23 protein-coding genes are annotated in these 24,652 nt (G+C 65.5%); 19 read left to right on the top strand and 4 right to left on the bottom strand.

Annotated elements, in window-relative coordinates; translation table 11 throughout:
• The 12 genes from AC1DSN_RS05250 to AC1DSN_RS05195 all read left to right on the top strand — a co-directional run.
• Positions 1-579, top strand: a 579-nt coding sequence (locus AC1DSN_RS05250; RefSeq protein WP_477329838.1) for an SPOR domain-containing protein, incomplete at its 5' end; no start/stop codon positions are given.
• Positions 580-616: 37 nt separating this feature from the next.
• Entirely contained in the window at positions 617-1,840 is a 1,224-nt protein-coding gene (locus AC1DSN_RS05245; RefSeq protein WP_063574055.1) for a D-alanyl-D-alanine carboxypeptidase family protein, read from the top strand.
• 12 nt (positions 1,841-1,852) lie between these two features.
• Entirely contained in the window at positions 1,853-2,143 is a 291-nt protein-coding gene (locus AC1DSN_RS05240; protein WP_063574054.1) for a DUF493 family protein, read from the top strand.
• A 182-nt stretch (positions 2,144-2,325) separates the two neighbouring features.
• Positions 2,326-2,994 carry a lipoyl(octanoyl) transferase LipB gene (gene lipB / locus AC1DSN_RS05235; protein ID WP_213949424.1) on the top strand — a complete coding sequence of 223 codons (669 nt, stop codon included), beginning with the start codon at positions 2,326-2,328 and terminating at the stop codon, positions 2,992-2,994.
• A gap of 13 nt (positions 2,995-3,007) precedes the next feature.
• The gene (gene lipA, locus AC1DSN_RS05230) at positions 3,008-4,006 is read left to right on the top strand and encodes a lipoyl synthase (RefSeq protein WP_063573515.1); all 999 of its coding nucleotides are present in this window, start codon (positions 3,008-3,010) and stop codon (positions 4,004-4,006) included.
• Positions 4,007-4,037: 31 nt separating this feature from the next.
• Positions 4,038-6,365 carry a carboxy terminal-processing peptidase gene (locus AC1DSN_RS05225; protein ID WP_477329836.1) on the top strand — a complete coding sequence of 776 codons (2,328 nt, stop codon included), beginning with the start codon at positions 4,038-4,040 and terminating at the stop codon, positions 6,363-6,365.
• A gap of 179 nt (positions 6,366-6,544) precedes the next feature.
• A complete protein-coding gene (locus AC1DSN_RS05220; RefSeq protein ID WP_477299326.1) occupies positions 6,545-7,393 on the top strand; it encodes a mechanosensitive ion channel family protein in 849 nt (282 codons plus the stop codon).
• Positions 7,394-7,710: 317 nt separating this feature from the next.
• Positions 7,711-9,420 carry a dihydrolipoyllysine-residue acetyltransferase gene (gene aceF / locus AC1DSN_RS05215; protein ID WP_477329834.1) on the top strand — a complete coding sequence of 570 codons (1,710 nt, stop codon included), beginning with the start codon at positions 7,711-7,713 and terminating at the stop codon, positions 9,418-9,420.
• Positions 9,421-9,435: 15 nt separating this feature from the next.
• A complete protein-coding gene (gene lpdA, locus AC1DSN_RS05210) occupies positions 9,436-11,274 on the top strand; it encodes a dihydrolipoyl dehydrogenase (RefSeq protein ID WP_477329832.1) in 1,839 nt (612 codons plus the stop codon).
• A gap of 62 nt (positions 11,275-11,336) precedes the next feature.
• On the top strand, positions 11,337-11,798 hold the full coding sequence (locus tag AC1DSN_RS05205) for an REP-associated tyrosine transposase (RefSeq protein ID WP_213949429.1): 462 nt from the start codon (positions 11,337-11,339) through the stop codon (positions 11,796-11,798).
• A gap of 179 nt (positions 11,799-11,977) precedes the next feature.
• On the top strand, positions 11,978-13,300 hold the full coding sequence (locus AC1DSN_RS05200; RefSeq protein WP_213949430.1) for an APC family permease: 1,323 nt from the start codon (positions 11,978-11,980) through the stop codon (positions 13,298-13,300).
• Between the two features lie 114 nt (positions 13,301-13,414).
• Positions 13,415-15,514: a beta-agarase gene (locus AC1DSN_RS05195; RefSeq protein ID WP_477329830.1), complete on the top strand. Its 2,100-nt coding sequence runs from the start codon at positions 13,415-13,417 to the stop codon at positions 15,512-15,514.
• Here the strand turns inward: AC1DSN_RS05195 and AC1DSN_RS05190 are convergent.
• The 4 genes from AC1DSN_RS05190 to AC1DSN_RS05175 form a co-directional block, all read right to left on the bottom strand.
• Positions 15,497-15,679: a DUF2061 domain-containing protein gene (locus AC1DSN_RS05190; protein ID WP_213949432.1), complete on the bottom strand. Its 183-nt coding sequence runs from the start codon at positions 15,677-15,679 to the stop codon at positions 15,497-15,499. The two genes, AC1DSN_RS05195 and AC1DSN_RS05190, sit on opposite strands and share 18 nt — an antisense overlap.
• Positions 15,680-15,786: 107 nt before the next feature.
• The gene (locus tag AC1DSN_RS05185) at positions 15,787-16,197 is read right to left on the bottom strand and encodes a hypothetical protein (RefSeq protein ID WP_063573898.1); all 411 of its coding nucleotides are present in this window, start codon (positions 16,195-16,197) and stop codon (positions 15,787-15,789) included.
• A gap of 10 nt (positions 16,198-16,207) precedes the next feature.
• Positions 16,208-16,675 carry an Mpo1 family 2-hydroxy fatty acid dioxygenase gene (locus AC1DSN_RS05180; protein ID WP_477295878.1) on the bottom strand — a complete coding sequence of 156 codons (468 nt, stop codon included), beginning with the start codon at positions 16,673-16,675 and terminating at the stop codon, positions 16,208-16,210.
• Between the two features lie 34 nt (positions 16,676-16,709).
• Positions 16,710-17,606, bottom strand: coding sequence for a phosphoribosylaminoimidazolesuccinocarboxamide synthase (locus AC1DSN_RS05175; protein ID WP_477295879.1), 897 nt, complete (start codon positions 17,604-17,606; stop codon positions 16,710-16,712).
• A 207-nt stretch (positions 17,607-17,813) separates the two neighbouring features.
• Here AC1DSN_RS05175 and AC1DSN_RS05170 point away from each other — a divergent pair, with 207 nt between their 5' ends.
• The 7 genes from AC1DSN_RS05170 to AC1DSN_RS05140 form a co-directional block, all read left to right on the top strand.
• Positions 17,814-18,125, top strand: coding sequence for a c-type cytochrome (locus AC1DSN_RS05170; protein ID WP_213949436.1), 312 nt, complete (start codon positions 17,814-17,816; stop codon positions 18,123-18,125).
• Positions 18,122-18,937, top strand: coding sequence for a co-chaperone DjlA (djlA, locus tag AC1DSN_RS05165; protein WP_063573952.1), 816 nt, complete (start codon positions 18,122-18,124; stop codon positions 18,935-18,937). Before AC1DSN_RS05170 ends, djlA begins: the two co-directional genes overlap by 4 nt.
• A gap of 174 nt (positions 18,938-19,111) precedes the next feature.
• Positions 19,112-19,786 (top strand): ribulose-phosphate 3-epimerase, encoded by a 675-nt coding sequence (gene rpe, locus AC1DSN_RS05160; protein ID WP_477295880.1) that lies wholly within the window; start codon positions 19,112-19,114, stop codon positions 19,784-19,786.
• Positions 19,787-19,889: 103 nt separating this feature from the next.
• Positions 19,890-20,636, top strand: coding sequence for a hypothetical protein (locus AC1DSN_RS05155; RefSeq protein ID WP_477295881.1), 747 nt, complete (start codon positions 19,890-19,892; stop codon positions 20,634-20,636).
• Between the two features lie 16 nt (positions 20,637-20,652).
• Positions 20,653-21,429, top strand: a complete 777-nt coding sequence (locus AC1DSN_RS05150; RefSeq protein WP_477295882.1) for a hypothetical protein — start codon at positions 20,653-20,655, stop codon at positions 21,427-21,429.
• A 483-nt stretch (positions 21,430-21,912) separates the two neighbouring features.
• Positions 21,913-22,602: a proteobacterial dedicated sortase system response regulator gene (gene pdsR / locus AC1DSN_RS05145; RefSeq protein WP_046967898.1), complete on the top strand. Its 690-nt coding sequence runs from the start codon at positions 21,913-21,915 to the stop codon at positions 22,600-22,602.
• 102 nt (positions 22,603-22,704) lie between these two features.
• Positions 22,705-24,652, top strand: a 1,948-nt coding sequence (locus AC1DSN_RS05140; protein ID WP_477329827.1) for an ATP-binding protein, incomplete at its 3' end; no start/stop codon positions are given.

The following is a 24,652-nucleotide window of genomic DNA, read 5'->3' as shown; positions in this document are numbered from 1 at the left end:
TCGTCGTCTCGCTTCGTTGGGGCTGGCGCCGTCGCCGCGGCGCCGATCGTCGGTTCCGGTACGCGTGCGCCGAGCGCCGCCATATCTGCGCCTGTCGGTGCCGTACCGCTGCGCGCCACGCCGAGTGGAACACCGCCCGCGAGCGCCGCAGCCGATGGCGAGGGCGACGATGGCCCCGTACCTGGCATGACCGGTGTTTCCGCCGCCGAGGCGTTGCCGCCGATGCCGGGTCAGAAGTCAGTGCCGGGTCAGAAGTCAGTGCCGGGTCCCGCCGCCTCGTCCGGCGCGATGCCGCGCCTCGCAACGCCTGCCCAGGGGCCGACCGTCGCTTCGGTCCCGGGCAAACCCACGATTTACCTCCAGGTCGGCGCCTTTTCCGACGTGGCGAATGCCAATCGCGTGGCCGACCAGCTGAACAAAGCGGGTCTGGGCCCTGTCAGTGTTATCGAGACCGCCGTGGGCGGCCGCAGCGTGCGCCGCGTGCGCGTGGGTCCTCTGGCCGATGTCGACACCGCCGACCGCGTGACCGACCAGATATCCGGCATGGGCCTGCCTCGCCCGTCGGTCGCGGTAGACTGACCTCCTTTTTTCTTGCTTTGACTGGATCGCTGAAACGATGAAGCTCTTCCCACGCTCCCTGTTCGCTTTCGCCGCCGCTGCGCTCGTCGCCGGCGTCACCGTGGCGCAGCAGACCCCGCCGCATCCCACGCCCGTTCCGCGCCCGGTCGTTCCCGAAGCGCCGGTACCGCCGCCGCCGGACGTCGAGGGCAAGAGCTGGGTGCTGATGGATTACAACACCGGGCAGATCATCGCCTCGAAGGATCCGGACGTGCAGCTGGAGCCGGCCTCGATCACCAAGATCATGACCGATTACGTCGTCTCGGCCGAGCTGGGCAACGGCAAGATCCACAACTCCGATCCGGTCACGATCAGCGAGAACGCCTGGCGCGGCGGCGGTGCGAGCACCGACGGCTCGACCAGCTTCCTCAAGCTCAACAGCCAGGTGCCGCTGAAAGACCTGCTCTACGGCATGATCATCCAGTCGGGTAACGACGCCGCCATCGCGCTGGCCGAGCACACCGCGGGCTCCGAGCCGGCGTTCGCCAACCTGATGAACGCGTACGCCAAGCAGATCGGCATGACGCATTCGCAGTTCCAGAACGCCTCGGGTTACCCGGTAGCGAATCACTACACGACGGCTCATGACATCGCGATCCTGTCGCGCGCACTCATCCACGACTTCCCCGAGGATTACGCGATCTCGGCCGTGAAAGAGTTCGAGTGGAACGGCATCAAGCAGCACAACCGTAACCTGCTGCTGTGGCGCGACAACACCGTCGACGGCATCAAGACCGGCCACACCGCCGCTGCCGGCTACTGCCTGGCCGCTTCGGCCAAGCAGGGCGATGCCCGCATGATCGCCATCATCATGGGTGCCAGCAGCGAGAAGGGCCGCGCCGACGCCGCGCTGGCGCTGCTCAACTACGGCTTCCGTTTCTACGAATCGCACAAGCTGTACGAAGCCAACAAGCCGCTGGCCACGCCCAAGCTGTGGAAGGGCGCTGAAAACACGATCCCGCTCGGCGTTGCCGAAGACGCACTGGTGTCGGTCAAGCGCGGCGACTACGACAAGCTCAAGGCCAATCTCGATATCCCGGCCACGCTGATCGCTCCCTTCAAGAAGGGCCAGCAGGTCGGTACGTTGCGCGTGACGCTTGATGGCCAGCCGGTGCTCACCACGCCGTTGGTGGCCCTGAACGATGCACCGGAAGGCGGCTTCTTCTCCCGCCTCTGGGACACGATCATGCTGTGGTTCCACAGCGACAGCGACAAGAAGTAAGAGGGCGGCACCATGCGTGAGATCGACTTCAGCGATGCGCAGAAAGACGGCAAGGGCTTCCAGTTCCCGGGCGAGTTCGAGATCACGGCCATCGGCAATGCCGCGGCCGGTCTCGACAAGCACATCCCGGCGCTGCTCCACGCTATCGGCCTGGAAGTACTGCACGAGACCCTGTCGACCAAGCTCACCCCGGCTGGGAATTATCAGTCGGTCACGGTGAGCTTCGTCGCACCGAGTCGTGAGAAGTACCTGGAAGCGCATAGCACCTTGCGGGCTGACGAGAACATCCGCTTTACGATGTAACGCCCTTTGTGGGAGCCGATTCATCGGCGATGCCTTGTGTGGGAGCCGCTTTAGCGGCGATGGGCCTTGCCGGCTGCCGCCGGATCGCCGCTGAAGCGGCTCCCACACAGAGCCCTCCCATCAGCCTTGTAACACTGGGCCAGCGCCCACAATTCCTCGACATCCCCTCCGACCCGATCCCGATGACCCTCCCGCTCAACGTCCGCCGGCTGGGGCGCGTCCCCTACGAATCCACCTGGAAGGCCATGAGCGCCTTCACCGACAACCGCACCGACGACACCGTCGACGAGCTGTGGCTGCTGGAGCATGACCCGGTGTTTACCCTGGGGCAGGCGGGTAAGGAGGAACACGTGCTGGCGGCGGGGGATATCCCGGTGGTGCGCGTGGATCGCGGTGGCCAGGTGACCTATCACGGTCCCGGCCAGATCGTGGCTTATCCGATGATCGACCTGCGCCGCGTCGGCGTGGGCGTGCGCGAGCTGGTCAACCGGATCGAGCAGGCCATCATCGACACCATGGGCGAATGGAATATCGGCGCCGAACGCCTTGAGGGCGCCCCGGGCGTCTACGTGGCCGGGGCCAAGGTCGCGGCCCTCGGGCTGCGCATCCGCCGGGGTTGCAGCTTCCATGGGCTGGCCTTCAACGTGGACATGGACCTCGAGCCCTATCACCGCATCAATCCCTGCGGCTACAAGGGTTTGGAGGTCACCCAGGTGTTAGACTTGGGCGGTCCGTCGCGGTTGGCAGACGTGGAAGACGTCCTGGTACAGGAATTCTGCAAGCAGTTTGGCTTCCACGCCGTATCAGCCGAACCCTCCCTCCCCGAACTCCCCGCCCGCATTGCGGTCTGAGGTCGTAGCCGTTATGAGCCAACCCTCCACTTCCCCCTCCCGCAGCATTCCCATCGCCGTCGTCGACAAGCCGGGCGAGAAGATGCTCGGTAACGACAAGATCGCGCTCAACCGCGCGAACTTCGATACCGACGTGCCCACGCTGCGCAAGCCGAGCTGGATCCGCGTGCGACTGCCCCAGGGCAATGCCGTGCAGCAGCTGAAGGCGCGCCTGCGCGAGAACTCGCTGGTCACGGTCTGCGAAGAAGCCTCCTGCCCGAACATCCACGAATGCTTCTCCAAGGGCACCGCCACCTTCATGATCCTCGGCGAGGTCTGCACCCGCCGTTGCTCGTTCTGCGACGTGGCCCATGGCCGCCCGCAGCCGCCGGATCCGATGGAGCCGGCACGTCTGGCCGAGACCATCCGCGACATGCGGCTGAAGTACGTGGTGATCACCTCGGTCGATCGCGACGACCTCCGCGACGGTGGCGCCGAGCATTTCGCCTCGTGCATCCGTGCGGTGCGCCACGCCAGCCCGAACATCCGCATCGAAATCCTCACCCCGGATTTCCGCGGCAAGGGCCGTATGGAGCGCGCGCTGGAAGTCATGAAGGACTTCCCGCCGGATGTCTTCAACCACAACCTCGAGACGGTGCCGCACCTGTACCGCGAAGTCCGTCCGGGTGCCGATTACCAGTGGTCGCTCGACCTGCTCAAGCGTTTCAAGGCACAGCACCCGGAGGTGCCGACCAAGTCCGGCATCATGCTGGGCCTGGGCGAGACGATGGAGCAGGTGCTCGAGACCATGCGCGATCTACGTAACCATGACGTCGACATGATCACCATCGGCCAGTACCTGCAGCCGACGGCGCATCACCACCCGGTGGTCCGTTACTGGACGCCGGACGAATTCGAGGCGCTGCGCGTCGCCGGTGAAGAGATGGGCTTCGGCCATGTCGCTTCCGGCCCGTTGGTGCGATCCTCCTACCATGCCGACCTGATGGCTCACGCCGCCGGCGTCGTCGAATAAACGCCCCAAAGCAATCCGAGGCTTCGACTACATGACCCTTCGCCCCGCGTTCGCCCTCCTGCTGGCCCTTTCCGCCGCAGGTGCCCAGGCACAGACAGCCGCCCCGCAGCAGCCGGGCGCGGCCGCGCCGGCGACGAAGGCCGCGACACCGCAGCCGAAGGACGCCTCCGAAGCGGCGACCTCGCCGGAGCCGCAGCGCAAGGAGTCCAGCCTCCCGCTGAAGCCGACCGCCGCCGAAGCGCAGGCCTCGCAGCTGTCGGCGCGCTTCCTCACGCGCTTCCACTACCAGGCGCAGCCGCTCGACGACGCCATGTCGGCCAAGATCTATAAGGCCTACTTCGACTCGCTCGATGCCGAGAAAGTCTTCTTCACCCAGGAAGATATGGACAAGTTCGCGCCGCTGAAGACGCAGTTCGACGACGCGATCTGGAACCAGGACCTCACCGGTCCGTTCTCGGTGTTCAACCTTTACGTGACGCGCGCCGTGGATCGCATGAACTACGCGCGCGGCCTGCTCAAGAAGGGCTTCGACTTCAGCGGCAACGACAGCTTCAACTTCGACCGCAAGAAGGCCGCGATCCCGAAGAACCAGGCCGAGCTCGACGACGTGTGGCGCAAGCGCACCATGAACGACTGGCTGCGCCTGAAGCTCGCCGGCAAGAGCGACGACGACATCCGCAAGACACTCGACAAGCGCTACGCGACCTACATCAGCCGCGTGCGCCAGCTCGATGACGAAGACGCGACGCAGGCCTTCATGACCGCGTACGCCAACTCGACCGATCCGCACACCGACTACCTCKGCCCCCGTGCCGCGGACGCCTTCGATATCGCCATGCGCCTGTCGCTGGAAGGTATCGGCGCGGTGCTGCAGGCACGCGACGACTACACCACCATCCGCGAGCTCGTCCCGGGTGGCCCGGCGATCAAGTCCGGCAAGATGAAGGCGGGCGACCGCATCGTCGCCATCGGCCAGGGCGAAACCGGTCCCATGGTCGACGTGGTTGGCTGGCGCCAGGACGACGTGGTCAAGCTCATCCGCGGCAAGAAAGACACCACGGTCCGCATCGAGATCCTTCCGGCCGATGCCGGTGTGGACGGCAAGCACGACATCGTGACGCTGATCCGCAAGAAGGTCACGATGGAAGAGCAGGCCGCCAAGTCCAAGGTCATCGACGTGAAGGACGGCGATGTCACGCGCAAGATCGGCGTGATCGACCTGCCCACGTTCTACCAGGACTTCGGTGCACGCCGCGCCGGCGATACCAATTTCAAGAGCGCCACCCGCGACGTCGCCAAGCTGCTCACCGAGCTCAAGGCGCAGAAGGTCGAGGGCGTGGTGATCGACCTGCGTAACAACGGCGGCGGTTCGCTGTCCGAGGCGACCGAGCTCACCGGCCTCTTCATCGATACCGGTCCGGTCGTTCAGGTGCGCGATGCGCGCGGCCAGATCGACGCCCAGGGTGACGACGTGCCGGGCATGTCGTGGGATGGCCCGATGGCCGTGCTGGTCAACCGTGGTTCGGCGTCGGCGTCGGAAATCTTCGCCGCGGCGATCCAGGATTACGGTCGCGGCGTCATCATCGGTGAGCCGACCTTCGGCAAGGGCACCGTGCAGAACCTGGTCGACCTCGACAAGTTCGGCAAGGCCGCGACGGGCGAAGATGCCAAGTACGGCGAACTCAAGATGACCATCGCCGAGTTCATCCGCATCAACGGTGACAGCACGCAGCTGCGCGGTGTCACACCCGACGTCATGTTCCCGCAGAACGGCGACGCCAAGGAATTCGGTGAGTCCACCTACGACAACGCATTGCCGTGGCGTCACATCGATCCGGCCGACTACAAGCCGGTCGCCGACCTGAAGCCGATCGTCGGTCCGCTCAACGCCAAGCACGAAGCGCGCGTGGCGAACTCGCCGGCGTGGAAGCTCATGCTCGACGAAATGGCCGAGTACAAGAAGCTGCGCGACAAGACCGACATCTCGCTGAACTTCGCCGCACGCCAGGCCGAGCGTAAGCAGTACGACGCGCTGCAGACCGACTTCCGTAACCGTCGCAAGGCGATCTTCGGTGGCGACGGCAGCCCGGCGGGCGCCGGTGACGACGCGAACAACGGCGACGACGGCCTCAACGCCAACGAGCGCAGCCTCAAGACCGAGATCAAGGCGGAAGCCGATGCGAAGAAGGCGAAGGACACGCCGCTCGATGAAGCCGCACACATCGTTGGCGATGAGGTTTCGCTGATCAAGGCGGATCCGAAGATCGCCGCGCAGGTGCTGCCGTACGGCGGGCGGAAAATCGACGCCCCGCAAACGGCGCAGGTGCCGTCGAGCCCTCCGGCTTCGACCACGCCGTAAAACAAGAAGCCCGCCATTGGCGGGCTTTTTTTTGCTCCGTGTAGGAGCCGATTCATCGGCGATCCCGCGGCAGCGGGCCAGGTTGTCGCAAGCACCCATTCGCCGATGRATCGGCTCCTACAGAAGGGCTTGCGATGCTAGCCTCAGTGCCGAATTAGAAACGGCAGGAGGCACACCCCATGAACGACTTTCTCGATCATCTCGGCATCGACGCGGCCACGCGCGCGCTGATCGTCACCTATTCGATCCGCATCGGCCTGGCGTTGCTGCTGTTGCTGATCGGCTTCTGGATATCCGCACGCGTCGCCAACCTCGGCCGTCGCGCCCTGGAGCGCGCCCGCGTCGATGTCACGCTGGCGATGTTCCTGCGCAACATCATCTACGGCATCCTCATCGCGCTGCTGCTGATCCAGGTGCTCGGCATGGCCGGTATTCCGACCGCGTCGTTCATCGCCGCGATCGGCGCCGCCGGGCTGGCCATCGGCCTGGCCCTCAACAGCTCGCTGTCCAACCTCGCCTGGGGCGTGCTGTTGATCCTGTTCCGTCCGTTTCGCGTGGGCGATCACGTCACCATCGGCGGTGTCGAAGGTGACGTGCAGAGCGTGAACCTCATGCACACCTACCTGATCACGCCGGACAATCGCCAGGCCGTGCTGCCGAATGCCAAGGTCGGCGGTGACGCGATCATCAACTTCAATGTTCGCGGTACGCGTCGCTTCGAGATCAAGGTCGGCATCGGCTACAACGACGATATCGGCAAGGCCATGCAGGTGGTGCGCGACCTGTTCGCCGCCGACTCGCGCATCCTCAAGGACCCCGTCCCGGGTGTCTGGACCGAAGCCCTCGGCGATTCCAGCGTGAACCTCGTCGTCCGCGGCTGGACCGCCACCGCCGATCTGTGGGAGACCCAGACCACGCTGATCCGCAGCATCAAGGAGCGGTTCGACGAGTCCGGCATCACTATCCCGTATCCGCAGAGCGAGATTCGGTTGGTGAGTGCGCCTGCGGCGGAGCCGAAGGCGGAGTGATCCCGACGGGGCGCGCTTTGTGTGGTGTGGGAGCCGCTTCAGCGGCGATAGGGTGCTTGCGGCGACCCGGCCCGCTGCCGCGGGATCGCCGCTGAAGCGACTCCCACAATCCCCGGGATCGCCGCTGAAGCGGCTCCCACAATCGCCGGCATGGGTGCCTCCCGCATGGTTCTAGCTGAAATGCAGGCAAACAACCGTTTGAATCGTGGGAAACGCCGCCTGAGGGATTACAATCGACCGGTTGCGCCGTCCAGCGGCGCCCGTCCTTCCCCCGCCGGTGGGTTTGCCGCCCGCCGACGCCTGCTTCAGGAGTTCCTATGGCCGACGTCAAAGAAGCCCGTGTCCCCGATATTGGTGGCAGCGCGGTCCCCGTCATCGAAATCATGGTCAAGGTCGGCGATCGCGTCGAGAAAGACCAGAGCCTGGTGACGCTCGAATCCGACAAGGCCACGATGGAAGTGCCGGCGCCGTTCGCTGGCGTCATCAAGGAACTGAAGGTCAAGGTCGGCGATGAAGTCGACGAAGGCCACGTGATCGCCCTGGTCGAAGCCGACGGCGACGCCCCGGCTGCCGCCGCACCGAAGGCGGAAGCGCCCAAGGCTGAGGCCGCCAAGGCCGATGCTCCGAAGGCCGATGCGCCCAAGGCCGCCGCACCCGCGCCGGCTCCGGCCGCCGCCAAGGCGCCGTCCGCGTCGAAGTCCTCCGGTCCGATCAACGTCACCGTGCCCGACATCGGCGGCAAGCCGGTGCCGATCATCGAGCTCATGGTCAAGGTTGGCGACACCGTCACCAAGGACCAGAGCCTGATGACGCTCGAGTCCGACAAGGCCACGATGGATATTCCCGCGCCGTCCGCCGGCGTGATCAAGGAACTGAAGGTCAAGGTCGGCGACGAGGTCAACGACGGCGACCTGATCGCCGTGCTGGAAGGCGAGGGCGGCGACACCGCTGCCGAAGCCGACGCACAGCCGGCCGCCGCAGCCGCCAAGCCGGCCGCTGCCGAGGCGCCTGCCGAAGCACCGAAGCGCGAAGCCGCCGCCGACGTTCCGGCCGGTGGCGCACCGCGCACGCCGCCCGTGTCGTTCGATGCCAGCGTCGTCATGCCGGGCTCCGTGCCGTACGCCAGCCCGTCCGTGCGCGCTTACGCTCGCGAACTCGGCGTGGACGTGGCCCAGGTCAAGGGCAGCGGTCGCGGTGGTCGCATCCAGCGCGAAGACATTTCCGGCTACGTGAAGCAGGTCATGACCGCGGGCGTTCCGACGTCCGCCGGTGGCACCGCTGCTGCCGGTGGCGGTCTTTCGTTGCTGCCGTGGCCCAAGGTCGACTTCTCGAAGTTCGGCGAGATCGAAGAGAAGCCGCTCGGCCGCATCCCGAAGATCTCCGCCGCGAACCTCGCCCGCAACTGGGCGATGATCCCGCACGTTACGCAGTTCGAAGACGCCGACATCACCGAGCTGGAAGCCTTCCGTAAGAAGCTCGGCGAAGAGAACAAGGACGTCAAGGTCAGCCCGCTGGTCTTCCAGATCAAGGCGGTCGTCGCGGCGCTGAAGAAATTCCCGCAGTTCAACGCCTCGCTCGACGCGGCGGGCGAGACGCTCACGCTGAAGAAGTATTTCAACGTCGGTATCGCGGTCGATACGCCGGACGGCCTCGTCGTCCCGGTCATCCGCGACGCGGACAAGAAGGGCCTGCTCGAGCTGGCCGCGGAACTCAGCGAGATCTCGAAGAAGGCGCGCGACAAGAAGCTCACCGCTGCGGACATGCAGGGCGGCTGCTTCTCGATTTCCTCGCTTGGCGGCATTGGCGGCACGGCGTTCACGCCGATCGTCAACGCCCCGGAAGTGGCGATTCTCGGCGTCTCGAAGGCCGCGATGAAGCCCGTCTGGAACGGCAAGGAATTCGCGCCGCGCCTGATCCTGCCGTTGTCGCTGTCGTACGACCACCGCGTCATCGACGGCGCGCTCGCCGCTCGCTTTGCCGTCTTCCTGGCCAACCAGCTCGGCGACATCCGTCGCCTGCTGCTCTGACGGGGACGCATCGCCATGGCAAACACCATTGAACTGAAAGTCCCCGACCTCGGCGGCTCGCACGACGTGCCGGTCATCGAGATCCTGGTGAAGGTGGGTGACACCGTCGCCAAGGACCAGAGCCTGGTCACGCTCGAATCCGACAAGGCCACGATGGACGTGCCGGCCTCGCAGGGCGGCACCATCGTCGAGATCAAGGTCAAGGTCGGCGACGAGCTCAACGACGGCAGCGTGATCGCGCTGATCGAGGCCGAGGCTGGCGCTTCGGCTTCGGCTGAGAAGCCAGCGGGCGACAAGGCTTCTGCGGCTGCGAAGCCGGCCGCTGCGGCGCCTGCCGCTTCGAAACCTGCGACGCCRTCCACGACGGTATCGGAAGCGCCGGCTCCCGCTCCCGTCGCGACGTCTGCTGCACCCAAGGCGGCCGCCGACTCCGGTCGCAAGGCCGACATCGAGTGCCAGCTCGTCGTCCTCGGCTCCGGTCCGGGCGGCTACACCGCCGCGTTCCGTGGTGCGGACATCGGCCTGGATACCGTCCTCGTCGAGCGTTACGCCATCCTCGGTGGCGTCTGCCTCAACGTCGGCTGCATTCCGTCCAAGGCGCTGCTTCACGCCGCTGCCGTGATCGACGAGGCCGAAGCCATCGCCGCGCACGGCATCACCTTCGGCAAGCCGACCATCGACCTGGACAAGCTGCGCTCGTTCAAGGAAAAGGTCGTCGGCAAGCTCACCGGCGGTCTCGCCCAGATGGCGAAGGCACGCAAGGTCCGCACCGTCACCGGCGTCGGCACCTTCATCTCGCCCAACGAAATGGAAGTCCAGACGGCCGAGGGCACCAAGCTCATCCGTTTCGAGAATGCCATCATCGCGGCAGGTTCGCAGTCGGTGAAGCTGCCGTCGTTCCCGTGGGACGACGAACGCGTGATCGACTCGACCGGCGCGCTCGAACTGCGTGACGTACCGAAAACCATGCTCGTCGTCGGCGGTGGCATCATCGGCCTGGAAATGGCCACGGTGTACGCCCGCCTCGGTTCGGAAGTCACCGTGGTCGAGCTCGCCGACCAGCTCATGCCGGGTGCCGATCTCGACCTGGTGAAGCCGCTGCAGGCGCGTATTGCCAAACGTTACAAGGGCATCCACCTCAAGACCAAGGTCGTCGAGGCGAAGGCCACCAAAGCCGGCATCGAAGTCACCTTCGAAGGCGAAAGCATTCCCGAGACCAAGGTGTTTGACCGCGTGCTCGTTTCCGTCGGCCGCTCGCCGAACGGTAACAAGGTCGGTGCGGACAAGGCCGGCGTCGAAGTCAYCGACCGCGGTTTCATTCCTGTCGATCGGCAGATGCGCACCAACGTGAAGAACATCTTCGCCATCGGCGACCTCGTCGGCCAGCCCATGCTGGCGCACAAGGCCACGCACGAAGCCAAGGTCGCTGCGGAAGCGGCCGCCGGCCAGAAGAGCTTCTTCGACGCACGCGTGATTCCGTCGGTGGCCTATACGGATCCGGAAATCGCCTGGGTCGGCGTGACCGAGCGCGAGGCGAAGGAAAAGGGCCTGAAGATCGGCGTCGGCAAGTTCCCCTGGGCGGCCTCCGGCCGTGCCATCGGCATCGACCGCACCGAAGGCTTCACCAAGCTCCTGTTCGATGAAGAGACCCACCGCATCGTCGGCGCCGGCATCGTCGGTGTCCACGCTGGCGATCTCATCTCCGAACTCGCGCTCGCCATCGAAATGGGCGCCGAAGCCGGTGACATCGGCCGCACCGTCCACCCGCATCCCACGCTCGGTGAATCCGTCGGCATGGCTGCCGAGGTGTACGAAGGCACGATCACGGATCTGTACATTCCGAAGAAGAAGTAACCCACGCTCACCCGCGGTGCCGGACGGCATCGCGGGTGACGCGTTGGCGGCATCGTGGGGTGATGCATTCCCCCCTGCTGCAATCCCATCGGCTTCGCCTGGCCCGTGTGTCGGAACCCGGCCGCATCTATCTGATTACCTCGGTGTGCTGGAATCGGGCGCCTGTCTTTCGCGATGTGCGCAACGCACGTATCGCTTCCCGTGTGTGTCATAGCCCGAAGACATGGCCGAATGCCACGTGTCTTGCGTGGGTGGTCATGCCTGATCACTGGCATGGGTTGATTGAACTGCATGAGGGTGATCTTTCCCGGACGATCGCCCGGTTCAAGGCGATGGTTTCGAGCAACATCAAGCGGAAGACGGGGCGGAAGTCGCCGGTCTGGCAACGGACGTTTCATGATGCGGCGTTGCGGTCGGATGACGATGTTAAGGCTGCGGCGAGGTATCTGGTGGCCAACCCGTTGCGTGCGGGGCTTGCTGAGAGCGTTGGGGAGTATCCGTATTGGAATGCTGCTTGGCTTTAATGCCGCCTCGCTGACGCATCGGCCCCTGCTTGGTAGGAGCCGATTTATCGGCGATGGGTTGTGCGACACGGTTAGGGGTTCGCCGATGAATCGGCTCCTACCGAGCGGGGGCGCGGTGCCCTGTACGGATCTGCGTCCTGCCTCGGGACAAATTCTCAGCCTTATGGCATCGTCCGGGGATGTCTGCCCCTCAGCCTGCTCACTACCTCCGTCGCCTGGGTATCTGGGATGCCGCGATGATCGTCATCGGCGGTGTCATCGGTGCGGGTATTTTCCGTACGCCGGCCACCGTCGCGCAGCTCACCAGTTCGGGCGGGGAAGTCATCCTCTTCTGGACGTTGGGTGGCCTGCTTACCCTGGCCGGGGTGCTCTGTTACGCCGAACTCGGTGCGCGGCGGCCGCAGGCGGGTGGCACGTATGTGTATCTGCGCGAGGCCTTCGGTCAGTTGCCGGCCTTCCTGTTCGGCTGGACCATGGCGCTGATCAACTACCCGGGCAGCGTGGCCGCGGTGGCGACCACGTTCGCCGACTATGCGTGCCGCGCCATGGGCCTGCCGCATGAGTGGGTCAAGCCACTGGCCGTGGGTGCGATCAGCTTCATCGTCGCGGTGAACCTGTTCGGCATTCGCGCCGGTGCCCTGGTGCAGAACATCTTCACCGTGCTCAAGCTCGGCGCCGTGGCCCTGCTGATCGTGGTCGGCCTCTTCCTTGCGAAGGGTCATCTCGGTGCCGCCTTCGCCGCCGATCCGACGCACGACGTGCCCGTGAGCACGGTGATCGGTGCGATCCTTCCGGCCTTGTTCGCCTATGGCGGCTTCCATTACCTCAACGACCTCGCGGGTGAAGTGCGTGATCCGCAACGTACGCTGCCGCGTGCGCTGGGTCTGGGCATGCTTAGCGTCGTGGTCTGCTACGTGCTGGTGAACATCGCTTACATGACCGGCCTCGGTCATGCCGGTCTGGCCGCGAGCACCGCACCGGCAGCCGACCTCATGCGTCGCGTCTTTGGCGAATCCGGCGCGACGATCATCGCCGTCGGTATCGCATGCTCCACCTTCGGTTACTGCAGCATCGCCATTGCCGGTGGTGCGCGCGTGCTGCAGGTGATGAGCGCGGACGGGATGTTCTTCAAGCCGATCGCGCGTATCGAGCCGCGTACGGGCGCGCCACAGTTTGCGCTCGTCGCGCTGGGTGGCTGGGCGATCGTCCTGCTGGTTTCTGGCAGCTTCAACGCACTGCTCAATTACACGACCGTGGGCGAGTGGCTATCGCATGCGTTCGGCATCGCGACCATCTTCTGGTATCGCAAGAAATTGAAGTCGGAGCCATCGCCGTATCTGGTGCCGGGGTATCCGGTGTTGCCGTTGATTTTTACGGTGACGGTGTTGTGCGTGATTGCTGCCTCGGCGATTACGCAGCCGGGTGATGCGGGGATGAGCCTGGTGATTATTGCGATTGGTGTGCCGGTTTATTACATGTGGCGGAAGAGGCGGGCGGTTTAGGGCTTGCTGGTGATGTAGCGCTTGCCGGTGGAATAGAGCTCGCCGATGAATCGGCTCCTACCGGGCGGGGGCATCGCCGATGAATTGGCTTCCACAACGTGGCAGCATCGGGGGATGCGAACCTTTCTTTCGTTTTTGCTTATCGGTGCCACGGTGTCGGCGCAGGCCGCGACGGTGGATCTGGCTCATCCGGATGCCGTGCGTATGACGCCGAAGGGTGCCTCGCTGGATCCCACCATCTGTAAAGCAGCCGATGGCAGTGAGCTGGTCGCGGTGACCTTCCAGCCCTCCCCTTCGCCCTCGCTGGTGATCGCGCCGAAGCAAGGGAGTTGGGCGTGGCCCGCCGACGGCGCCATGCGTCTTCGCGTGCAGAACGGCATGCCCTGGCCGGTCACGCTCATCGTCGACATCGCCTCGAACGACAAGCACATCATGACCACGGTCGGCGTGCCTCCGGGGCCGCCGCAGACACTGTCGGTCTCGCTGAAGCCGACGTCGCCACGCGCCTTCGGCATGCAGGTCGGGCCGCCGATGCCGTTCGACGAAGGCAGGGAAAAGTGGCTCGTCGCCACGGCGGTCGAAGGCCAGGTCGATGCCGGCGCGATCACCTCGGTGACGCTGTCGATGCCACAGCCGGGCGCGGCGCAGACGCTGCTGTTCGGCAAGCTGGACACCGTGGCCGACGATGTCGATCTTCGCCAGGCGTATGCCGTCCTCGTCGATGGCCTTGGCCAGTACACGCGCAGCGCATGGCCAGAGAAGGTGGCCAACACCGAAGCGCTCAAGCAGCGCGCGAACGCGTTGCCGGCCGCGGCCCCTGTCAAGGGCCTCGATCAGTACGGCGGCCGCACCGATCTGCCCGCCTTGCAAAAAACCGGATGGTTCCACACGCAGAAACAGGGCAATCGCTGGTGGCTGGTCACGCCGGAAGGCCACGCCTTCTTCTCGCTCGGCGTGAACGCCGTGAACATGACGGACGGCCGTACCTACGTGCAGGGCCGCGAGTTCATGTTCGCCGACCCCGCCGCGGCCAACGGTAAGTTCGGCGGCACATCGGACAGTCGCAGCGATGCCGGCTCGCAGCGCGACAACGGCATGAACCACGGCCGCTGGTGGGACGTCTACGCAAACAACGTCGCGCGTACGCTGGGCGATAACCCCGAAGCCCCGTGGCGCAAACGCACGGTCGATCGCCTGAAGGCCTGGCGCTTCAACACGCTCGGCAACTGGAGTGATCCGGGCTTTGCTGGCGACCACCGGATCGCCTACACCGTGCCGATCCTCATCCACGGCGACTTCAACACGGTGAGCACGGGCTACGACTACTGGGGCCGCATGCCGGATCCCTTCGACCCGCGCTTCATCAAGGCGACCGAAGTCGCCGTCGCGGCGGCGAGCAAGGGCGTGCGCGACGATCCCTGGCTGCTCGGCTACTTTGCCGACAACGAACTGGCGTGGGCAGGGCAGGGACCGCAAGGCCGCTGGGCGCTCGCCGTCGGCAGCCTCGCGCAGGGGCCGGAGAGTCCGGCGAAGCAGGCGTTTCTCGCCTACCTGAAGAAGACGCATGGTGAGGCCGCAGCGTTTGCCAAGGCGTGGGGCGTCGAAGCGTCATCGTGGGACCAGGTGGCCGCGAAAGGCTTCAAGGCACCCGACCCGAGCGAAGCGCATCCCGCCGTCGCGGTRGACTACATCGCCTTCCTGAAACTCTATGCGGGACAGTATTTCCGCACCGTCGCGCAGACGCTGAACAAGGCCGATCCGCATCATCTCTTCCTTGGCGGCCGGCTTGCCGTGCGCACGCCGGAGACCGAAGAGGCGAGCGCCACGTACGCCGACGTGACCAGCWTCAACACCTATACCGATCTGCCCGAGCACGGCTTCGACGTGGCCGAGTTCCGCAAGTTCGACAAGCCGGTGATGATCACCGAGTTCCATTTCGGCTCGGCCGATCGCGGGCCCTTCGGCAATGGCGTCGCCGCGGTAGGCAGCGAGGACGAGCGGGGTAAGGCTTACGCGCGCTTCGTGGATGCCGCGGTCGCATCGGGCGTGATCGTCGGCACCCATTGGTTTCAGTACGTCGACCAGCCGGTCACCGGTCGCATCCTCGACGGGGAGAACAGCCATATCGGCCTGGTCGGCATCACCGACATCCCGTTCGAGGGTTTCACGCGCGCCGTCACCGACGCGAACGCGCGCTCAGGCGGCGGGCGCTAGCTGCAAGCCGTTGCGCGTCTCGCGGGCCACTTCACGGCCGAAGGCGAAGGCCAACGGCTCGGCGAGGCCGACGATGGCGCTGAGGGCCACGTTCTGGTTCACCGCGTAACTCATCGAAAAGGCGATGCTGAAGTGCGTCGCCGCGTATTTGATTTTCCTGGCCACGGCCGGACTCTCCAATAAGAATGACTCTCATTATGGGGATGGCGAGCCCCGAGTCCAACTGATGGTTCGCATCGAATCGATAGGAGTTCCCTATCGACCGACGACCGTCAACGACGAATCGTCGTTCCGAGCACCATCGCCACGACCATGACCAGCGCGACGGCCATGCAGGCGCTGGTCGGCTTGACCCGGCGGGCATCGATCCGCGGCACCAGCCGCCAGATGAGGAAGGCGCCGATCAGCATGTCCAGCACCAGCGAGGCGCGCATCCAGGGCAGGACGAAGATCGACTGCCCCGGCGCCTGGCCGTGCTGCGCAGCGATCGCCAGACCGCCGGTAAGCACCGCGATGAGCGCCCAGATCAGGCTGGCCATGTAGGCACGGTTGAACACCACCGGCGTCTTCTCGAGGAAGCGTAGGGCTCCCCAGACGATAAGGGCAGGGATGACGGCGGCGGCGCTGGAGTAGATCACCCACCAGATAGCGGCGGAGAGGAAGGTCAGGAGAGGCTGGGTCACATGGCTTCCATCAGTACGCCGGGCCGAAGCGGCCGAGTGCCTTGCTCATCAGCCATGCCGGCCCGATGAGAAGGTACTGGAGGTCGGTCAGGAACGAGGGACGCTTGCCTTCGATCTTGTGCCCGATGAACTGGCCGATCCAGGCCACCACGAAGATGCCGATGGCCAGCCAGAGCAGACCGCTGCTGCCGATGGTGCGGTAGAGCGAATCGGTAACCAGCGCCAGCGAGAGGAAGGCGCCGGCCATGGCCAATCCGATCTTGCGCGACAGCCGGTAGTAGTAGAAGCAGAAGGCCAGGAACATGGCCAGCACAGCCCACAGGCCCGGACGACCGAGCCAGCCGGGCACCGGGATCAACCAGATCAGTGCGACCACCGTCCAGGTGATGGCCGGTACGCAGATCCAGTGAATCAGCCGATTCGTCGGGTTCTGATGATCGGCTGCGTAGTTGTCGAACCAGGTGGCTGCGTCGCGCATGGTCGTACCCCTGTAAGAACCTTCCAGCCAGAGCTTAGTCCAGTCGGATGCCCGCGAGCTTGTCCAGCGCCTCGGCGTACTTGTCCGCAGTGCCGTCGATGACATCCGCCGGCACCTTCGGCGCGGGCGGCGTCTTGTTCCAGCCGATCTGCTCGAGGTAATCGCGGACGAACTGCTTATCGTAGCTCGGCGGGCTGATGCCGACCTGGTAGTCGTCGGCCGGCCAGAAGCGCGAGGAATCCGGGGTGAGCATCTCGTCCATGATGTGCAGCACGCCGTTCTCGTCGGTGCCGAACTCGAATTTCGTATCGGCGATGATCACGCCGCGCTCGGCGGCATAGGCCGCGGCCCAGGCGTAGATCTCAAGCGTGGCCTTACGCACGGCGTTCGCCATGTCCTCGCCGACCAGGGCGACGACAGCCTCGAAGCTGACGTTCTCATCGTGGTCGCCCACGGCGGCCTTGGTCGACGGGGTGAAGATCGGCTCCGGGAGCTTCGCGGCCATCTGCAGGCCTTCGGGCAGCTTGATGCCGCAGATGTCACCGGTGGCCTGATACGACTTCCAACCCGAGCCGATGATGTAGCCGCGGGCGATGGCTTCGACCGGGACGGGTTTCAGGCGCTTGGTGATCACGGCGCGCTTCGCGTACAGCGCGGCATCCACGCCGGCCGGCAGCACCGAGGCGACGTCTTCGCCGGTGAGATGATTCGGAATGATGTGGGCGGTCTTGCCGAACCAGAAATTGGAGATCTGCGTGAGCATCTCGCCCTTGCCCGGAATCGGATCGGGTAACACCACGTCGAACGCCGAGAGCCGGTCCGTCGCCACCATGAGCAGGCGGTTGCCCGGCAAGGCATAGACGTCGCGGACCTTGCCGCGATGGATGAGGTCCAGGCCGGGCAGGTCGGATTGCGAGAGGGTGGTGGGCACGGCGAGGACTCCGGTAGGTACATTGCGAAGTTCGCCATTGTACCGGCCCCCTGCTCGGTAGGAGCCGATTCATCGGCGATGGGGTGCTGGCGACAACCTGGCCCGCTGCCGCGGGATCGCCGATGAATCGGCTCCTACCGAGCAGGATGGAAAGGCCGTAGGCGTTGGCCTGCTAGAATTTAGGGTTACTGCCCCCATTGCCCTGCCATGCGAATCCTGACGACCGCGGCGCTTGCCCTGGCCTTATCCGCCCCTGTCCTTGCCACGCCGCCCACGAAGCCGGCGCGCCTGGGACTGTGCGCGGCGTGCCACGGTGAAGACGGCATGGCACGCATTCCCGGCGCACCCAACCTGGCCGGGCAGAAACTCGATTATCTTCGCGAAGCGCTTCGCCAGTACCGCGATGGCCGCCGCGACATCCCCGTGATGCGCGCAGCCACCGGCCCCCTCACCGATGCGGAACTGGACCAGCTGGCCCAGTGGTTCTCCGCGCAAACCCCTTCCAGAGCGGCTCCATGAATTTTACCGGTACCTTCATCGGCATCGTCGCGGGCATCTGGTTGACCCACAACCTGCTCGGTGCCCTCATCGGCGGCGCCCTCGGCTTCATGTTCGACGCCAGTCGCCAGCAGAACCAGCGACGGCGCGCCCCCGCACAGGGCGGCTACATCTCGCCGCTGTTCGCGCTGATCGGCGCGGTGGCCAAGGCCGATGGACGCATCTCCGAAGCCGAGATCGCCATCGCCGAACGCCTCATGGCACGCATGGGCCTGGACCAGGACCAGCGCACGATCGCGGTGGGCGCCTTCAACGAAGGCAAGCAGCCGGAGTTCAACGCCGCCGAGGTGATCGACGAGCTTCGTCAGTGGGTCGGCCACCGTCGCGACCACGCGTTCCCGGTGATCGACGTGGTGATCGAGACGGTGCTCGCCGAGGGCAACCCGTCGCCCGAGAAGATGGCCATCCTGCGCCAGCTCGCCTTCGCCCTGCGCGTGAGCGACATGGAGCTGATGGCCCTCATGGCGATGAAGGGTTATGCCTGGAACGCCAACGCCGGCGGCCGCTCGTACGGCGGTAGCCAGGGTCGCACCGGTGGTGGCTATGTGCCGCCGCAGCGCAGCGCGCAAGGGCCGGACCCTTACGCGGTGCTCGGCATCCAGCGCGACACCGACGACCGCGGCATCAAGCGCGCCTACCGCAAGCTGATTTCGGAGCACCACCCGGACCGCCTTGGCGATCTGCCGGAAGATATGCGCCGTCGTGCGGAGTCGCGGGCGAGCGAGATCAATGCGGCGTATGAGCGGATCAAAGCCGAGCGCGGCTTYAAATAAGGCAATGTAGGAGCCGATTCATCGGCGATAGGGTGCTCGCCCAAAGCGCACACACACTAGAAATACCCGCCCCACTGGATCACGCTTGGCCAGGCCCCATGTTCTTCGGTACCTGGCCCGCTGGCGCGGGATCGCCGATGAATCGGCTCCTACCATTCAATTACGGTATCGATTATGTCCAAGCAATCCCCTGTCATCGCCCCGTCCATCCTCTCGGCCGACTTCGCCCGCCTGGGCGAGGACACGCGCAAGGTGCTCGACGCCGGCGCGCAGTGGGTGCATTTCGACGTGATGGACAACCACTACGTGCCCAACCTCACCATCGGACCGATGGTGCTGAAGGCGCTGCGTGACTACGGCATTACCGAGCACATCGACGTGCACCTCATGGTCAAGCCGGTGGACCGCATCGTGCCGGACTTCGCCAAGGCTGGCGCACGCAGCATCAGCTTTCATCCGGAAGCCAGCGAGCACGTGGATCGCACCATCCAGCTGATCCAGGGCGAAGGCTGCGAGGCTGGCCTGGTGTTCAACCCGGCCACGCCGCTGTCGTGGCTGGACTTCGTCATGGACAAGATCGACATGGTGCTGATCATGTCGGTGAACCCGGGCTTCGGCGGGCAGAAGTTCATCCCCTCTGCGCTGGAGAAGATCCGCCAGGTGCGTGAGCGTATCGACGCCAGCGGCCGCAAGATCCGTCTCGAAGTGGACGGCGGCGTCACCCCCGACAACATCGGCGCGATCGCGGCGGCCGGTGCCGACACCTTCGTGGCCGGCTCGGCCATCTTCAATGCGCCCGATTACGCCGACGTGATCCGCCGCATGCACGCCGCCATCGACGGCAAGTAAGTCCGCCGGCTCGGCCGGCCATAAATAAGATTTCACGAATAAAAAGCAAACTGGGTGGTACTGTAATCAAGGCTCGGGGTGGGTCACAGTCGAGGATGTGCTTATGAAAGCGTTGTCCGTACTGAGCCTTGCCGCCGCAATGTTTATCGCATCGACGGCCGCCCAGGCCGCCGATCGCCCGGTCCCCTTGCCTGACCAGCAGGCCAAAGTCGCCGACTCGTTGCAGCCCTGTCCGGGTGGCCTGGAGCGCTTCTTTCCGGGTGAATATTATTTCTGCGCAGCCGCCAACGACTTCTGGAGCGGCCATATGGGCCGGGCGCGCGAAAACCTGAAAGACGCCGCCCGCTGGGCGAGCAAGCCGGCCCAGTACGCGCTTGGCGTCATGTACTTCAACGGCGACCACGCCGACAAGAATCGGCCACTCGGCCTGGCGTGGCTCGCGATCGCCGCCGAGCGACACGACCCCGCGTACGAGCCCACCTTCATCTCCGCCTACCGCCAGGCCACGCCCGAAGAACTCGCGCAGGCCGACGCGTATTGGAAGGAGCTCAAGCCTGTGTACGCCGATGCCGTCGCGGCGCCGCGCGCCGGAAAGCAGTTCGACCGCGCATACCACGAGATCGAATGGGCCGCGAATTTCGGCGGCAGTGTCTTCATCGATGGCGTATTCATGCCCACGGTCTCCACGCCGACGGCGGACAACGAACCCCTGCTGAGCGGCTTCAGTGTCGCGCGGCTGCTTCAGTCCCAGAAAGCCATGTACTTCTATGGTTACGATAGCCACGTGTTTGTAGGCGAAGCCGAGCTCGTGCCCGTCAGCCAGGTCGTGGCACGCAAGACCGACGATTGATCAAGGAGAGAACCCCATGAAGCATTTTCATGTCGCCGCACTTGCCCTTCTCTGTGCCGTCACCGGTGTCGCTTCGGCATCGGATGCCGCCACCTCGGCGTCCGATGCGAAGGCGCAGATCCGCAAGACCATCCAGGGCTGTGCCCAGGGCCTGGAGCGCTTGCTGCCCGGGGACTATTACTTCTGCGCCGCCGCGCGCGACCTCAGCCACGGGCATAACAGCTTGTCGCGCGAACGCCTGCGCGACGCCGCGCATTGGGCGAGCAAACCGGCGCAGTACGCCCTCGGCCTGATGTACTTCAACGGTGACGAAGGCCCGTCGAACCGGCCGCTCGGCATCGCGTGGCTGGCACTGGCCGACGAGCGCCACGACCCGCGTTTCGAAGGTTCCTTCATCAAGGCCTATGCGCAGGCCACGCCAGCCGAGCGCGCACAGGCCAATGAATACTGGTTGCAGCTGAAAGAGGATTACAGCGACGCCGTGGCTGGGCAGCGCGCGCGCCGCCGGTATACCAATGAAATGCGCAACATCGAGGCCGCTTCGATGTTCGGCGGCTCGGTCTTCATCGACGGCATCACGCCGCCCAATGGTCCGGGGTTTGGCGAGTTCAACAATGGCGAAACCTCACGCGTCTCCGGTCAGACGGGCTTCGCCGTCAACCGGACGCTGAACAAGGCGGGCGAGGAGTTCTTCCGTGGCATGGCCGGTACCGTCACCGTCGGCGAAGTCACACCCGTCAACCTCGTGCCGATCGGCCAGGTCGTCGCCGAAACGCCAAAAGCCCCGGATTAACCGGGGCGTGCGGAATCGCTAAATCGGCAGCCACTCAGGATCAGGCTCCGCCACCCCAGCGGCTGGCGCACTTCCGTGCGCACCAGCCGCGCCAAGGCCTTCCATGGCCGGTTCCACGAAGTCGTCGAAAAGATCCATAGGATTCTCCCGTCTCAGTGCATGCCGAACAGGACGCCCAATACGAGGGCGCCAATGGCCAGGGCCACGCGGAGCGGCTCGAAGTCGCGTTCCAGTTCGGTGTTGTCAGCGTCGGGTTTGGTTTTCATGGTTCCTATCCTCGGCGCCGGGTCGGTAGGCGGAGCGTCCGCATTCGGGCAATCCGCAGGCCGTTTGTGGCAAATCCCGGGCAAACAAAACGTGTAGGCGCCCGGGCCGGGCAGGGGTGCGAGAAGGGGCAAGACGCGGGCAATCGCTGCCGGGGCCTTGCGGACGGGGCGTGCGCATAGGAACCTGCGCTGGCAAATTCACCTCAACGGAATGCCCATGGCCCGCAGCATCGCCATCGTCGAAGACGAACCCCTCATCCGCGCCAACTACGTCGAGGCGCTCAACCGCTTCGGCTACGAGGCCCGCGGCTACGGCTCACGCGGGGAGGCTTCCATGGCCTTCGCCATGCGCCTGCCGGAACTGGTCATCATCGACATCGGCCTGGGCGACGAGCCGGAAGGCGGCTTCGACCTTTGCCGCGAGCTCCGCGCGAAGTCGGCCACACTGCCGATCATCTTCCTCACCGCGCGCGATTCGGATTTCGACGTCATCTCGGGCCTGCGCCTGGGCGCCGACGACTACCTGTCCAAGGACACCAGCCTGCACCAGCTCGCGGCGCGCATCGCGGCGCTGTTCCGCCGTATCGAATCGCTGAAGGCCCCGGCCTCCAGCGAGACGGTGATCGAGCACGGTCCGCTGAAGCTCGAGTCCGAGCGCATGCGCATCCTGTGGAACGGCATCGAGATTCCGCTCACCGTCACCGAGTTCTGGATGGTCCACACGCTGGTGCGTTTCCCGGGCCACGTGAAGAACCGCGACCAGCTGATGCGCGAAGCCGAGCTGGTGGTGGACGATGCCACGATCACCTCGCACATCAAGCGTATCCGCAAGAAGTTCATCGCGCTGGCGCCGGAGTTCGACGCGATCGAGACGGTGCACGGGGTCGGTTATCGTTGGACCTCCTGATTTCTGTAGGAGCCGAGTTATCGGCGATTGGGTGCTTGCGGCACCGTTGCCCGCTGCCGCGGGATCGCCGATGAATCGGCTCCTACGACAGCCTCTCTACGTATGACTCTTCGCCAGAAACTCCTCCTCGTCGCGCTTTGCACGCTGGCCCTTCCTGTGGCCGGATGGCTGTATGTGCGGCAGATGGAAACGCTGCTTCGCGAAGGCCAGGCACAGGCGCTGGTCGCGTCGGGGCGGGCGCTGGCGCGCAGCCTGGTGGTGGTCGATGCACCACTGCCGCCGGCGGGCAACGCCTGGTACATCCAGCACACGCCCATCCCCATCACGATGGACGGCTATGCGGACGACTGGGCCTCGCTGAGTGCCTGGGCGCAGAGCTTCGGCAAGAACGCGCGCGTGATGCTCGCCGAGGACGACCGCTGGCTGTACTTCTACATCGACGTACGCGCCACGCAACGCCACCGTGCGGATGCGGGCGACCGCCTCGCGCTCAACGCCGACCACCTCATCATTTCCATCGCCAGCGCGGACGATGCGCAGCGCTATCTCATGGCCAGCGCGGCGCCGGGTGCGACGACCGCCATCGCGCTCGACCCCGAGGCCGGCGTGCTGCCCGACCGCATCAACGCCCAATGGCAGGAAGACGGCAGCGGTTTCCGTGCGGAATTCCGCCTGCCGCGTGGACTGCGGCTGGATCACTTCGGCCTCGGCGTGCACATCACGTCCGATGGCGACAGCGAGCCGCTCACCGCCGAGACGCGACCCTTGATCGACTTCTCCACGCCGCTCTCGCAGGAGCTGGCGCGGCTGGCGCCCGACGGCGTGCGCGTGCGCGTGCTCTCGCCCGATGCTTGGCTGGTCGCGCAGAGCGGCAAGCTCGACCTGCCGGACCTTCCCGCCAACGAACGGCCGGGTTGGTTCGCCTCGCTGGTCTATCGCTCCTTGCTGGCAACGCGACTGGATCCCGAAGGCGGCTGGGCCGAAGACGCGCCGCGGATCGATCTGCCGGAAGTGCGCGAAGCGCTGCAGGGCAAACCCGCGACCGCATGGCGCGCCGGCGAATCGCGCGGCAGCGTCGTGCTCGCCGCGGCCTTGCCGATTCAAAGCGGTGGCAAGCTGCACGGCGTGGTGCTGCTCGAACAGCCCAGTCGCGCGGTGCCGCTGCTGGCCAACCGCGCACTCTTCGGCCTGCTGCTGACCAGCTTCGCCGTACTGCTGATTGCCGGCGGCGTGTTGTTGCTGTTCGCCACGCGGCTCACCTTCCGCCTCCGTCGCCTGCGCAACGCCGCCGAGCGCGCGCAGGACAACGACGGCCGTCTGGATGGCCCGTTCCCGCTGATCGATGCCACGGACGAACTCGGCGACCTCGCACGCAGCTTCGCGCGGCTGTTCGAGGTGGTGGGTGGCTATACGGACTACCTGCGCACGCTGGCGTCCAAGCTGTCGCATGAGCTGAACACGCCGCTGGCGATCGTGAAGTCGTCGCTGGACAACCTCGACCATGCCGGCCTTCCGCCGGAAGCGGAACCTTACCTCGCCCGTGCGCGCGACGGCGTCGCTCGTCTCGGGGCGCTCGTTCGCGCCATGAGCGAAGCGAGCCGCATGGAGCGCGCCATCGCGTCGGCCGAAGCGGAAGACGTGAACCTCGCGGACATCGTGCGTGGCTGCGCGGACGGCTATCGCGGCCTGGCCGGCGACCGCACGCTCGAAGCGGTGCTGCCCTCCGGGCCCGTGCCGATGCATGTCTCGCCGGAACTGATCGCGCAGGCCCTGGACAAGCTGTTCGACAACGCCTTGTCGTTCACCCCACCGGGCGGCTGGCTACGCATCACGCTCAGCCCGACGGCCGAAGGTGCCGATGTGGAGCTGGCCAACGAAGGTCCGTCGTTGCCGGCCGCCATGCAGGGGCGTCTGTTCGACTCCCTGGTCAGCCTGCGCGACAAGGCCACCCCCGGCGACGCACCGCACCTGGGCCTGGGCCTCTACGTGGTCCGTCTGGTCGCGGAGCGTCACCAGGGCAGTGCCAGCGCGCGGAATATCGAGGGTGGCG

This window comes from Luteibacter sp. P4_D7_3, from assembly GCF_056401735.1.
This window is presented reverse-complemented; position numbering and strand designations above follow the sequence as displayed.